The organism is Streptomyces sp. NPDC015127 (assembly GCF_043080095.1).
GTDB lineage: Bacteria > Actinomycetota > Actinomycetes > Streptomycetales > Streptomycetaceae > Streptomyces.
The window spans coordinates 155,095-167,047 of sequence record NZ_JBIBVE010000014.1 but is presented as its reverse complement, the minus strand read 5'-3'; the positions used below and the strand labels follow the sequence as shown (position 1 = coordinate 167,047).

Below are 11,953 nucleotides of genomic sequence, written 5' to 3'. Positions count from 1 at the left end.
CGCGCAACCGGGGCCCTAGAGTCGGGGGCATGACCCGAGGTGAGAGTGTGCGCACCGGCGGAGTGCCGGACCTTGTCGTGTGGATCGACCATGTCCCGGACGCGATCGACCGGCTGCGGGAACAGCATCTTCCGGACGATGTGCGGCTGGATTTCGACGTGGCGTCCCTGGCGCACCTGGAGGCGGCCCTGCTGGACCACTACACCGACCAGGAGCCGGTGGAGCCCGGCAGCGGCTTCGTGGGCGACGCCATGGCGTATCTCGGCGAGGTACTGCTCACGGTCGGGGGCGGCGGCTGGGGATGGGACACGGCGCCGGCCGGTGAGGGGGAAGGGCATCCGGTGGTCGTGCCCGATCCGGCGCTCGGACTCCCTCCGCTGGCACCCCTGCTGCTGATCGGTCAGGCGCTGGAGCGCCGGACCGGCCACGAGTTCACCACCGCCGCCGGGCGCCTGGCGGAAGCCGTGACCGCACTGCGCAAGGAGCGGCCCGACTGGGAGCCGGTGAAGGAGCACACACCCGGGGTGGACCCGGAGCCGGAGGTGGCGGGACACCCCTGGCTGGCCGGCTGGCTCGCCGAACGCGAGCGGACGTTCCCCGCCTGGGCCCAGGAGACCGGCCGGCCCGCAGGGACATGGGACTTCTCGGCGTCCTCGCTCGACGCACTGGAGCGCCTGGCCAAGGAACGCGTCTCCTCCGCGGAGCAGTTCGAGACGGCGAAGCCGGGACTGTTCCTTCAGGGCGCCGCCTGGTACGTGGGCGAGGTCGCGCGCCGGGAGCGGGGGGCCGCGTGGGCCTACATGGACCCCGAGGAGCACGACAGCACGTGGGCCGGCAAGCCCTACATGACCCAGCCCGGGGTACGCGACGGCAACATCGCCTCTCCCATGGCGGAGCTGTACGCGGCCGCGGTGATGGCCGAGGAGGGGGAGAGCGGGGTGCTGCGGGAGCGGCTGGGCTGGTACAAGCAGCGTTGACGCACGAGTTGAACGGGTACAGGCAGCGCTGATGCACCGGTTGAACCGGTCCAGGCAGCGCCGGCGCACCCGTTGAACCAGTACAGGCAGCGCCGGCGCACCGGCCACGCCTCTCCGGAACGGCCCGTCCCGTCGCCCGCCGCGCAGCCCGCCGAGACCGGCTGCGAGACTGGTCGGCTGTGAACGGCACCAGAAGGAGGCGCGAGAGCGTGCGAAGGAAACCGGGGATCATGGGCTTGGCGGCGTGGGGCGTGGCGGTGGCCCTGATGGCATCCGCCTGCTCCTCTCCCTTCCAGGACCTCGGCCCGCTTCCCTCGCGTTCCCCCGCCGCTCCTCTGCCCGCTGACACCGTGGTGCGCGAGCTGACCACGGCATTGGCGGCGGAAGGCATCACGGTGCAGCGGACACCGCAGGACCTCGCTCCGCTCGACTGCCACGAGACCCTGACGGGTCAGCACAACGCGGCAGCGGCGTCCGCGGACCTGAAGGCCGGCTTCGCCCGCGCCCGTTCCGACCACGGCTGGCAGCCCGGTCCGGACCTCGGCGCCGGATCACTCGCCCTCCGCAGGGGAAACTGGACGGCGGCGACCACCCTCCCGGCCACAGCCGACACCGGTTCTCCCACGACTCTGGTCGTGATCACCCTGCTGTGCGACGACGCCGGCGGGAAGTCCTCCGCCGGCTCCCCGGCCCCCGGCCCGACCGCGTCCTGAGGCGGCTCCGCGCAGCCGCCGCCCGGTGCCGCGGCTGCGCCGGCCGCTCAGCTCCCGGCCGACGACTGCCCCTCGGCCGCGGCCCGGTACAGCCTGCGCAGCCGCACCACACCGAGGTCGTGCTGGTAGAGGTTCTCCTGCTGGTCGGCGTCCGCCGGCATGGCCTCCAGCATGACGCGGTCCTGCTCCAGGACCTCCCAGTGCCGCTTCTCGATCAGCGTCTTGTAGAGAAAGCGCCACGAGTCGCGCTGCCAGCCCTGCACCGTGCGGTAGCGCCAGAAGAAGACGCCGCTGCGCCGCTCGTCCACCGGGCACACCATGCCGACGATCCCGAACGGGCCGCCCGGGCCCGCGGACGGCGGGTACGGGATGGACAGGTCCACCCAGTCCACTCCGGTGCGGCACAGCTCCACCCAGTCGAAGTTGACGCCACGCTGGTCGGTCTTCTCGAAGAAGTAGCCGCGGTCCGTCTCGCGGATGCGGAACCGGGCCGTGGTGTCGCCGTCGAACATCGTGTGCGACTCGTGGTGCAGGAAGGCGCCGTGCATGGGATCGAGAAGGTTCTCCACCGCGTACCGCCACGGCACGTCCCACTCGGCGTAGCACAGGAAAGCGTCCGTCCGCGGATCGGTGAGCGGGTCCGGGAGGGTCAGCGGCGGCGGCTCGGGGTGTTCCTCGTCGCCGAAGTACGCGAGCACCGCGCCCGCGACCTCGCGCACGGGCAGCGAGGTGACCAGCTTCTTCCCCTCCAGGTTGCACCCGGGCAGGCCCGGCACGGACGACACTGTGCCGTCCGTCTCCACCTCGACGCCGTGGTACCAGCAGGCGACACGGTCGCCGAGGTGCTTGCCCAGGGACAGCGGCGCACCGCGGTGCGGGCAGCGGTCGGCCAGCATCGAGAGGGTGCCGTCGGAGCGGCGGAAGAGGAGCCACTGCTCGCCGAGTGCGGTAACCCTGCGCATCGCGCCGGCGGTGACGAAATGCGAGGGGACGACGGCGTGCCACTGGTTGCGCAGGCCGTTGGCGTAGATGTGGTCCGCGGATGCGGTCGTCGACAGCGTCATGTCAGGCTCCCAGGCGGTGCATCTCGGCGACGAAGGACGTCTCGGTCCACGGCTGCCCGTCGGGTGCGTGGACCTTGCGGGCGTTGAGGCCGCGCACGACGTCGGCCAGTTCATGGCCTTCGTGCGTGTAGACCTCCTCGAGCGTGGCGGCCAGCTTGTACTCGTACGGGCCCGGTTCGTGCGTACGGCTCTGGTGGATCTCCAGGTACGGCCAGGTGTCGGTCACGGTGTCTCCGGTGTGGGAGGGAAGAGGAACAACGGGTGGAGGACGTCAGAGGTCGAGGACGAGACGTCCGGAGGCGCACCGCGAGACACAGATCATCATCGTGGCGCCCGCGGACTGCTCCGCCTCGCTGAGCAGGAAGTCGCGGTGGTCGGGGGTGCCGTCGATGACCCGGGTCTCGCACGACCCGCAGATGCCGTCCCGGCAGGAGCTGTCCACGCTGAGCCCGGCGGCCTCGGCGGCCTCCAGGATCGAGGAGTCCGCGCCGACGGTGAGCGTCACCCCCGACGTACGGCACTCGACCTCGAAGCCCTGGTCGTCCTCCGTGCGCTGCACGGCCGGCGCGGCGAAGCGCTCGAGCCGCAGCGTCCCCTCCGGGCAGCGCTTCTCGACGGCGTTCAGCAGCGGCTCGGGGCCGCACGCGTAGACGAGCGTGCCCTCGGGCAGCCCGGCCAGAGCGGCGTCCAGGTCGATGTGCCCGTGCTCGTCCTGGGGCACGAGTGTGATGTCCCCGCCCAGCGCGGCGAGTTCCCCGGTGAACGCCATCGACGCGCGGGTGCGGCCGCCGTACACCAGCCGCCATGCGACGCCACTGCGGGCCGCCTCCCTCGCCATCGCCAGCAACGGCGTGATGCCGATGCCGCCCGCGACGAACACATAGCCCGTCGCGTCCTCCAGGGCGAAGTGGTTGCGCGGCTCCGAGACGGTGACCTGCTGACCGGGCCGGAGCGCGGTGTGCACATGGCGCGAACCACCGCGTGACGCGGCCTCGTTGAGCACACCGATCCGGTAGCGGTCGACGGACTGCGGGTCACCGCACAGGCTGTACTGCCTGATGTGGCCGCCCACATGGACGTCGACATGGGCTCCGGGCGTCCACGCGGGCAGCGGCTTGCCGTCCGGGTGGACCAGCTCCACGGAGAGGACGCCGTCCGCCTCCCACGTCATGCGGTGGACGACCAGCCGCAGCGAGTTCTCGCTCATGACCTGCTGCCTCCTGACTGTCTTGAGGAAAGGGCCTGTCGGCCGGGAATCCGCACGGGCGGGGTGAACGGGTTCTTCATCGGGCCGAGCGCCGCGAGGTCGACCTCGACGAGCGTCGGCCCGTCGGATGCGACCGCCCGGCCGATGACCGGCCCCGCCTGCTCCGCCGCGCCGATCCGCAGATACGGCAGCCCGCAGGCACCGGCGAGCCGTTCGAAGTCGGGCGTGGTGAGGTCCACGCCGGAGCGCCGCTCGCTGTACCGGTCCTGCATGTTGCGCAGCACGCCGTAGCCGCCGTCGTTGAAGACGATCAGCGTGAGCCGGGGCCGTTCCTGCGCGAGGGTGAGCAGCTCGCCGAGGTGGACGGCGAGTCCGCCGTCACCGGCGATCACGACCGTCGGCGCGCCGGGCCGGGCGAGCGCCGCGCCGATGCCCATGCCGAGCCCCTGCCCGATGCCGCCACCGCGCGGGAAGACGTTGTCCCGGGGGTCGTACAGCTCCAGCAGGCGGTTGCCCCAGCTGCTGGACGGGATCGTGACATCGCGCGCGACGACCGCCTCGCGGGGCAGCGCGGCCCGGATCGCGTCGCAGATCGCGGCCTGCGGGCCGATGCCGTCGCGGAGGTCCGCCCGCACCTCGGTGCGGACGGCGTTGACGCGATTCCCCCAGGCGGGCTCGGCGGGACGGGCGTGCGGCAGCAGGCGGGCCAGCGTGGCGGCGGCGTCGCCGTGCAGGGCGTGGGCGGCGGGGTACACACGGCCGAGCGCCGCCGCGTCGACGTCGATCTGAATGTGCGCAGAGGGAAGCTCCAGCGCGTAGTCGGCGGTCTCGTTGGAGCGGAAGTGCGTGCCGACGGTGAGCAGCAGGTCGGCGTCCGCGAGCAGGGTGCGCACGGCCGGGGCGGTGGCGAAGTTGCCGACGACCTGGCCGTGGTCCTCGGGCACCGAGCCGCGCCCCGCGTTCGACGTGATCAGTCCCGCTCCGGTGGCCTTCAGCAGCCGGGACAGCTCGTCGCGGGCGCCCGTCGCGCCGCCGCCGGCCCAGATCAGGGGGCGCCGGGCGGATGCCATGAGGGCAGCGGCGGCGGCCAGTTCACCGTCCGCCGGCACCGGCACGGTGTTCCCGGCCAGGGTGACGGGTGGGTCGGACTGCGCCGCGTACTGGAGGTCGACCGGCCACTCGACGCTCGCCGGACCACCCGGCGCGGCGAGCGCCGCCCGGGCCGCCTCGCGCAGGATCCGGCCCGCCCGTGCGGTGTCCGGCACGCTCGCCGCGTAGGCCGACACGGCGGTCAGCATGCCGAGCTGGTCCTTGGTCTCGTGGATGAACCCGCGGCCGCTGCCCAGGTACGCGCTCTCCACCTGTCCGGTGACATGCAGCACGGAGCTGCCCGCGCTCAGCGACTCGATCAGCGAGCCGGCCGCGTTGCCCGCGCCCGTGCCGGTCGAGGTCAGTGCGCAGCCGAGGGTGCCGCGGGCCCGCCCGTAGGCGTCGGCGGCGTTCACGGCGGACGCCTCGTGCCGCACGGGCACGAAGCGCAGATCGCGGTCGACGCTCTCGACGAGCGGCAGGTTGTGCACGCTGACGATGCCGAAGACGGTGTCGATGCCGAGCTCGCGCAGGACGGCGACGAGGAGATCGCCTCCGTTGTCGTAACGCATGGGGTCTCCTCAGAGGATGGAGCGGCCGATGCCGCCGCAGACGTCGATGCTCGTGCCGGTGATGTACGAGGCGCGGGGGGAGAGCAGGGCGACGACCGCGTACGCGACCTCCTCGGCCCGGCCGATGCGGCCGAGCGCGACCCCCCGGTCGGCGGCCAGTTCCGCCTGCCAGTCCCCGTACGTCATGCCGGAGTCGGCGGCCGCGTGGCGGCGGGTCCACTGGCCGGTGTCGATGAGGCCGAGGCAGACGGAGTTGACGCGGATGCCGTCGGCCGCGAGTTCCGCCGACAGGGACTTGGAGAGGTTGAGGATGCCGGCGCGGGCGGCGCTGGTGGTGATCAGCCGGGTCTCCGGCTGCTTGGCGAGGACCGCGTTGATGTTGACGACGCTCGCCGCGCCGGACGCGGCGAGGTACGGGCGGGCGGCGTGCAGCGGGTTGAGCACCCCGGCGAACTTCAGCTCCAGCTCGTCGCGCCAGTCGTCGGCCGTCGAGTCGTCGAGTCCCTTCATCCGCGACTGGCCTGCGTTGTTGACGAGGCCGTCGACGCCGCCGAACTCCTCGGCGGCGCGCCGGACGAAGCGGCCCACGGCAGCGGCGTCCCGTACGTCGCACACCCCGGTCAGCAGCCGGTTGCGCCCGGCGCCGAGCCGGGCGGCGGCCTTGTCCAGCCGTTCGGCGTCACGGCCGCACGTGGCGACGCGGGCGCCCTCGTCGAGCAGGGCGCGGACCGTGGCCAGGCCGACGCCCGAGCTGCCGCCGGTGACCACGATCGTGCGGTCGGCGAGGCCCAGATCCATAAGTCGGTACTCCTGCACTTCAGTTCATGGTGAAGCCGCCGTTGACGGCGATCACCTGTCCGGTCAGATAGCGGGACTCCTCGCCGAGCAGGAAGGAGACGATCCCGGTGAGGTCGTCGGGCTGCTGCGGCCGGGAGACGGCCCGGTTCAGGCGGTAGAGGTCGTGCCGCTCGGGCGGCACGGTCTCGGTCGCCTCGCACTCGGTGAGCCCGGGGGCGACCGCGTTCACGGTGATGCCCCTGTCGCCCAGTTCACGGGCCATGGCCCGCGTGAGCGCGATGACGGCGCCCTTGGAGGCGATGTAGTGGGCGAGGCGGGGAGAGCCGTACAGTGCGGCGTCCGAGGCGATGTTGACGATCCGGCCCGGGGTCGCGAAGAGCGGGTACAGGGCCTTCGACACCAGCCAGGTGCCACGGGCGTTGACCGTCATCAGCCGGTCCCACACCTCGATGTCGATGTCCTGGAACTCCTTGCCGCCCACACCGTTGGCCAGCGCCGCATTGTTGACCAGCCCGTACAGCGGGCCCACTTCGCGTACCGCATCGGCCAGTTCGCCGACCGAGACGGGGTCGGCGACGTCGCAGCGCACGAAGCGGGCGTCGACGCCCTCCGCGCACAGCTCGGCGGCGGCGCGCTCGCCCCGCTCCCGTTCCAGCTCGGCGACGACGACCCGGAAGCCGTCGGCGCCGGCCCGGCGGGCCATGGCCAGTCCCAGGCCACGGCCCGCCCCGGTGACGACGACGGTGCGTCCGTCGCCCGCGGGCTCGTCAGCCACGGGTGACACCGTGCATCGGCGAGTACGCGGGGTACGTCGGCACCTGCGGCTTCTGCGTGCCGATGACGACGCAGAACAGGGCGTCGGTGTCGCCCTCGTTCTTCAGCGAGCGCGTCACACCGGCCGGGACGACGATCATGTCGCGGTAGCCGAGCGTGCGGTACTCGACCTCGTCGGGGCCGCGGTGGATCCCGACCCTGACCTCGCCCTCCAGGACGAAGAAGGCTTCCTCGACGTCGTGGTGGGTGTGGGCCGGGCCCTCGGCGCCGGGCGGCAGCAGCATGTTGGAGAAGGTGAAGCCGCCGGACGGGAGGATGCGGCTGTCGTCCTCGTGGTTGCCGGTGGCTCCCGAGCCGACGTAACGGATCTGGCCGCGCCGGTACTGCGGGCCGGCCTTCTCCTGGAAGGAGAGCGTGTCGAAGTCCGCCACACGGGAGTCCTTGGTGGCGATGAGGGAGTCGGTGTACGCGGCGAGGTCGCCGCCGTTGTCGTACGCGGTGGTGGTCAGAGGCATGGTGATTACTCCTGATTACTCGGGGATGCGTGCGGTGATACGGAGGTGGGAGAGCAGCCAGGCGTTGAAGCGGCCCGGCTGTTCCTGGTTGGCCAGGTGACCGGCGTCCTTGACGATCACGTAGGCGGTTCTGGGGACGGCTCCGGCGATGGCCTGACCGGCCCCGGGGCCGGTGACCGTGTCCTGGTCGCCGCAGAGCACGAGCGTGGGCGCGGCGACGGAGGGCAGTTCGGCGCGCAGATCGGCCGAGGCCATGGACTCGGCGGCGTACGCGTAGCCCGGCAGCCGCACCGCGTCCGCCATGGTGTCGACGACCCGCCGCACCAGGTCCTCCGGTGCGCCGGGCGACACCAGCCGCGGGCCGCGTGCCTCGGCGAAGGCGCGGGGGCCGAGCTCGGCGAGTTCGGTGGCCCGCGCCCGCATGGCCGCGGCCCTGGTCTCGTCCGTACCCGAACCGGGGCTGGAGTCGGCGACGATCAGGGAGGCGACGAGGCCGGGGTGGCGGGTGGCCAGCCGCAGCGCGATCACGCCTCCCCAGGAGACGCCGAGGACATGGGCGCTCGTGCCGCGCTCCCGGATGACGGCGGCCGCCGCGTCCGCGTAGTCGTCGAGGGTGAGGGCGGCCGCGGGGTCGGGGGACTTCCCGTAGCCCGGGGCGTCCCAGGCCACGACCCGCAGCCGGGAGGAGAGTGCGGCGAGCTGAGGGGCGAAGGCCGCCGAGGACGAGCCGATGCCGTGCAGGCACAGCAGCAGCGGGCCCCGGTCGCCGGCCTCCTCGACGTGGACGCCGGCGCTCACAGGATCTGTCCCGTCCGTCCGGCGAGCGCCGCGAGGCTGCGCAGCACCGCGTGGGGCACGACCTGGCTGGTCGCCGGGTTGCCGGGGTCGGGCCGGTGCGCGACCTCGAAGCGGTAGCTGCCGTGCGGACCCGACGCCTCGACCACGTGCCGGGTCCGGTGCGCCGACGGGTCGGCGACGACCCGGACGCGCACGGCGTCCAGGTCCCCGACGGCCAGCGCGACCGACGCGGCCACGTTCGTCGACCTGGGGAACCTCACGGGCACCTCCCGTGCCGTGCCCGACATGACCTCGACGGGCCCGGTCGCCGTCCGCATCCGGTGCAGCAACTCCTCGTCCATCCACGGCTGTTCGAGCGTCGCCGGCAACTTGGTGGTGGTCAGGGCGACCTCGTCCAGCGGGCCCATCGAGCGAGCGGCCTGGAGCAGGTCGAGTCCGCCGACCGCGCCGCCGGTGAAGTACACCCGGCCGGGCCCTGCCGCGAGCAGCCGCTTGGCGAGCTCGTCGTCCGTCAGCGCCCCGGTGGAGGCGACGAGCAGGTCGGTGCCGGATGCCAGCACCCGCTCGCCCCACGCGCGGACGACGCCCTGGCCGGCCGCCTCCACGATCAGGTCGCAGAGCTCCAGCGCCTCCTCGAAAGCCACCTGCCGCACGGGTGAGGCCTCGCCCAGCGGACGGTTGTCGACGACGCACACCAGCTCGGCGCCGCCCACCTGCCCGTCGGCGAGCGCGGTGCCGACGACCCGGCCGATCGCTCCCCAGCCGACGATGCCGACCCTGCGTACGGTGCTCATGCGGCGTTCTCCTCGGTGTCCTTGGATGCGGGGGCGTCGACGGGGGCGAGCGGACCGGGGTCCGGTGTGCCCGCCATGCGGCAGCGGATCTCCTGCGACGGCGGGCCGGCCGTCCCCCACAGGTCGGACAGTTCCGGGACCCGCCGCCACACCCGGGCGATCCAGGCGTCCTCGACGATCTGGGCGACCTCGGAGGTGTACTCGCAGACCAGCCCGGACGGATCGGTGAAGTAGGAGAAGGTGTTGTTGCCCGGGCCGTGGCGGCCGGGACCCCACTGGGGGGTGATGCCGTGATGGCGCAGCCGGCCGAGGCCCCGCATGAAGTGGTCGACCGACGGCATCTCGTACGCCACGTGGTTGAGCGAGGTCCACTCGGCCTGGTTGAAGGCGATGCAGTGGTGATCGGCATTGCAGCGCAGGAACGCCATCTGGTGCTCGGACCAGTCGGACACACGCAGTCCCAGCACCTCGCAGTAGAAGGCGACCGCGGCGTCGATGTCGGTGGTGTTGAGCACGGCGTGTGTGACGCCGACGGGTACCGCGTTCTCCCGGCCACGCGGGACGACCGCCTCGACCTGGGCGCTGATCTCGATCAGGCGCCGCTCGGGGTCGGTGAACCGCAGCCCGTAGCCGCCGCCCGCCTGCTCCAGCGGGCCGGGCCCGTGGACGGGGACGATGCCGCGGGCCGCGAGGCGCCGGGCGGCCTCGTCGACCTCGGCGGGGGTGCCGACGGCGAACGCGATCCTGCCGAGTCCGACGCGCTCCCGCTCGGTCAGGTGCAGGACGTGGTGCTCGTCGCCCGTGCCCCGCAGCCACCGGGCGCCGGAGTCGGACTCGACGGTCGTCAGGCCCCAGACCTCCTCGTAGAAGTCGGCGGCCTCGGTGAAGGCGGGGGTGTGCAGCTCGACGTAGCGCAGGGAGCGGAGCCGGGCGATCGGACCGGGCGGTGGGTGATGCATGAGTGACTCCAGGAGGCAGGCGTGCCGGGTCAGTTGGCCCAGGGGAGGGGCGTCTCGGAGGTGCCCCAGTACAGGGACTTCTGGCGCTGGTATGCGCGGATGGCGTCGCGGCCCTTCTCCGTGCCGAGGCCGCTGTCCTTCCAGCCGCTGAACGGGGTGGACGCGCTGAACTGCTTGTACGTGTTGATCCAGACAGTGCCCGCCTCGATCCGGCAGGCGAGCCGCCACGCGGCCCGCGCGTCGCGGGTCCAGATGCCGCAGGCCAGTCCGTACACGGAGTCGTTGGCCTGGCGGACCAGGTCGTCCTCGTCCTCGTAGGGCAGGGCCACGAGGACCGGGCCGAAGATCTCCTCCTGGCAGGTGCGGGAGGTGTTGGGCAGGCCGTCGAGGACGGTCGGCAGATAGTACGCGCCGTCCCGGTAGCGCGCGCCCTCGGGCACGGCCCCGCCGCACAGCACCCGCGCGCCCTCGGAACGGGCGAGGTCGACGTAGGCCGCGACGGCGTCGCGGTGGCGGTGGTGCACGAGCGGGCCGACCTGGGTGGCGGGGTCGGTGCCGGGGCCGACGCGCAGCTTCCGGACCCGCTCGACGAGTTCGCCGACGAAGGAGTCGTAGATCTCGCGGGCGACGAACAGCCGCGAACCGGCGATGCAGGACTGTCCGCTGGACGAGAAGATCCCGAACAGCACTCCCGCCAGGGCCTGTTCGATGTCGGCGTCGGCGCGCACGACGGTCGGCGACTTGCCGCCCAGTTCCAGCGATGCGGGGATGAGCTTGTGTGCCGCGACCGCGGCGATCTGCCGGCCGGTCTCCGTGCCGCCGGTGAATCCGATGCGGGCGACGAGCGGGTGGCGCACGAGGGCGTCGCCGACCACCCGGCCGCTGCCCGGCAGCACCGACAGCAGCGCCGCGGGCAGCCCGAACTCGTCGAGGGCCCGCGTGATCAGCCGGCCCAGTGCGAGGGAGACGAGCGGCGTCCAGGCAGCCGGCTTGAGGAGGACGGCGTTCCCGGCGGCGAGGGCGGGGGCGATCTTCTGCGCGTCGCTGGCCACGGGTGAGTTCCACGGGTTGATCGCGCCGACGACACCGATCGGTTCGTGGACGCTCATCGTGAGGTACGCGCCGCGGGACGGGGTGACGCGGTCCTCGGCGGTCTCCAGGGCCGCCGCCGTGTAGCGGAAGGTGCCTGCCGCGCTGAGCGCGAGGGCCCTGGTCTCGGCGAGGGTCTTGCCGGTGTCGGCTGTCTGCAGCGCGGAGAGCTCGTCGGCGGCCTCTTCGGTCAGCTCGGCGATCCGGTGCAGGAGCCGGGCGCGCTCGTGGGGCAGCAGGTCGTGCCAGGCGGGGTTCGCCATGGCCTCGGCCGCGGCCTCGGCCGCTTCGGCGACCTCGTCGGCGGTTGCGGAGTGGACGGTGGCGAGGACGCGGCCGGTCGCGGGATCGACGGTGTCGACGGGCTCTCCTGCGCCGCGCCGCCACTGGCCCGCGATCAGGATGTCGGTGGGGAAGCGGGGCACGGCTGGACCTCCGGGCGAGGCGGTGGGAAAGGGCGGGGCTCCGGCGCGGACACGTCCCGACAGAGGGGCTGTTGCTTCGGTGTCCGTCGCTTTCGAAGTGCTAGAAATCTAAGGGCTTAACTTTTTTCGGCGCAAGGCCCCGAGGTGAAATCGTTGCCGGACATCCCTTGAGCGTGGCG

13 protein-coding genes are annotated in these 11,953 nt (G+C 72.8%); 2 read left to right on the top strand and 11 right to left on the bottom strand.

The genetic code is table 11. The features are described 5' to 3' along the window. Positions 1–29 precede the first annotated feature (29 nt). Positions 30–977, top strand: coding sequence for a hypothetical protein (locus tag ACF08N_RS27115; RefSeq protein ID WP_392327297.1), 948 nt, complete (start codon positions 30–32; stop codon positions 975–977). A gap of 230 nt (positions 978–1,207) precedes the next feature. Further along, entirely contained in the window at positions 1,208–1,690 is a 483-nt protein-coding gene (locus ACF08N_RS27110) for a hypothetical protein (RefSeq protein WP_392327296.1), read from the top strand. A 47-nt stretch (positions 1,691–1,737) separates the two neighbouring features. Here ACF08N_RS27110 and ACF08N_RS27105 read toward each other — a convergent pair whose 3' ends face one another. Genes ACF08N_RS27105 through ACF08N_RS27055 form a run of 11 tightly spaced genes read right to left on the bottom strand, consistent with a single transcriptional unit; the run spans position 1,738 to position 11,774 of the window. Next, a complete protein-coding gene (locus tag ACF08N_RS27105) occupies positions 1,738–2,754 on the bottom strand; it encodes a Rieske 2Fe-2S domain-containing protein (RefSeq protein ID WP_392327295.1) in 1,017 nt (338 codons plus the stop codon). A gap of 1 nt (position 2,755) precedes the next feature. Then, positions 2,756–2,980 (bottom strand): recombinase-like helix-turn-helix domain-containing protein, encoded by a 225-nt coding sequence (locus tag ACF08N_RS27100; RefSeq protein WP_392327294.1) that lies wholly within the window; start codon positions 2,978–2,980, stop codon positions 2,756–2,758. 45 nt (positions 2,981–3,025) lie between these two features. Further along, complete coding sequence (locus ACF08N_RS27095) at positions 3,026–3,961, bottom strand: PDR/VanB family oxidoreductase (RefSeq protein ID WP_392327293.1); 936 nt, start codon at positions 3,959–3,961, stop codon at positions 3,026–3,028. After that, on the bottom strand, positions 3,958–5,622 hold the full coding sequence (locus ACF08N_RS27090) for a thiamine pyrophosphate-binding protein (protein ID WP_392327292.1): 1,665 nt from the start codon (positions 5,620–5,622) through the stop codon (positions 3,958–3,960). The genes ACF08N_RS27095 and ACF08N_RS27090 overlap by 4 nt, the downstream gene beginning before the upstream one ends. A gap of 9 nt (positions 5,623–5,631) precedes the next feature. Next, on the bottom strand, positions 5,632–6,420 hold the full coding sequence (locus tag ACF08N_RS27085) for an SDR family oxidoreductase (protein WP_392327291.1): 789 nt from the start codon (positions 6,418–6,420) through the stop codon (positions 5,632–5,634). Between the two features lie 19 nt (positions 6,421–6,439). After that, positions 6,440–7,195 carry an SDR family oxidoreductase gene (locus ACF08N_RS27080; RefSeq protein WP_392327290.1) on the bottom strand — a complete coding sequence of 252 codons (756 nt, stop codon included), beginning with the start codon at positions 7,193–7,195 and terminating at the stop codon, positions 6,440–6,442. Continuing rightward, positions 7,188–7,709 carry a cupin domain-containing protein gene (locus tag ACF08N_RS27075; RefSeq protein ID WP_392327289.1) on the bottom strand — a complete coding sequence of 174 codons (522 nt, stop codon included), beginning with the start codon at positions 7,707–7,709 and terminating at the stop codon, positions 7,188–7,190. The genes ACF08N_RS27080 and ACF08N_RS27075 overlap by 8 nt, the downstream gene beginning before the upstream one ends. A gap of 15 nt (positions 7,710–7,724) precedes the next feature. Beyond that, entirely contained in the window at positions 7,725–8,507 is a 783-nt protein-coding gene (locus tag ACF08N_RS27070) for an alpha/beta fold hydrolase (protein WP_392327288.1), read from the bottom strand. Beyond that, positions 8,504–9,301: an aspartate dehydrogenase domain-containing protein gene (locus tag ACF08N_RS27065; protein WP_392327287.1), complete on the bottom strand. Its 798-nt coding sequence runs from the start codon at positions 9,299–9,301 to the stop codon at positions 8,504–8,506. The genes ACF08N_RS27070 and ACF08N_RS27065 overlap by 4 nt, the downstream gene beginning before the upstream one ends. Then, on the bottom strand, positions 9,298–10,260 hold the full coding sequence (locus tag ACF08N_RS27060) for a VOC family protein (RefSeq protein ID WP_392327286.1): 963 nt from the start codon (positions 10,258–10,260) through the stop codon (positions 9,298–9,300). The genes ACF08N_RS27065 and ACF08N_RS27060 overlap by 4 nt, the downstream gene beginning before the upstream one ends. A gap of 29 nt (positions 10,261–10,289) precedes the next feature. Beyond that, a complete protein-coding gene (locus ACF08N_RS27055; protein WP_392327285.1) occupies positions 10,290–11,774 on the bottom strand; it encodes an aldehyde dehydrogenase in 1,485 nt (494 codons plus the stop codon). Positions 11,775–11,953 lie beyond the last annotated feature (179 nt).

What these genes read in the sequence shown, in the direction of transcription:
- ACF08N_RS27085 (WP_392327291.1), bottom strand. Translation starts at nt 6,420, where the DNA reads ATGGATCTGGGCCTCGCCGACCGCACGATCGTGGTCACCGGCGGCAGC.
- ACF08N_RS27075 (WP_392327289.1), bottom strand. Translation starts at nt 7,709, where the DNA reads ATGCCTCTGACCACCACCGCGTACGACAACGGCGGCGACCTCGCCGCG.
- ACF08N_RS27090 (WP_392327292.1), bottom strand. Translation starts at nt 5,622, where the DNA reads ATGCGTTACGACAACGGAGGCGATCTCCTCGTCGCCGTCCTGCGCGAG.
- ACF08N_RS27095 (WP_392327293.1), bottom strand. Translation starts at nt 3,961, where the DNA reads ATGAGCGAGAACTCGCTGCGGCTGGTCGTCCACCGCATGACGTGGGAG.
- ACF08N_RS27065 (WP_392327287.1), bottom strand. Translation starts at nt 9,301, where the DNA reads ATGAGCACCGTACGCAGGGTCGGCATCGTCGGCTGGGGAGCGATCGGC.
- ACF08N_RS27105 (WP_392327295.1), bottom strand. Translation starts at nt 2,754, where the DNA reads ATGACGCTGTCGACGACCGCATCCGCGGACCACATCTACGCCAACGGC.
- ACF08N_RS27060 (WP_392327286.1), bottom strand. Translation starts at nt 10,260, where the DNA reads ATGCATCACCCACCGCCCGGTCCGATCGCCCGGCTCCGCTCCCTGCGC.
- ACF08N_RS27115 (WP_392327297.1), top strand. Translation starts at nt 30, where the DNA reads ATGACCCGAGGTGAGAGTGTGCGCACCGGCGGAGTGCCGGACCTTGTC.
- ACF08N_RS27110 (WP_392327296.1), top strand. Translation starts at nt 1,208, where the DNA reads ATGGGCTTGGCGGCGTGGGGCGTGGCGGTGGCCCTGATGGCATCCGCC.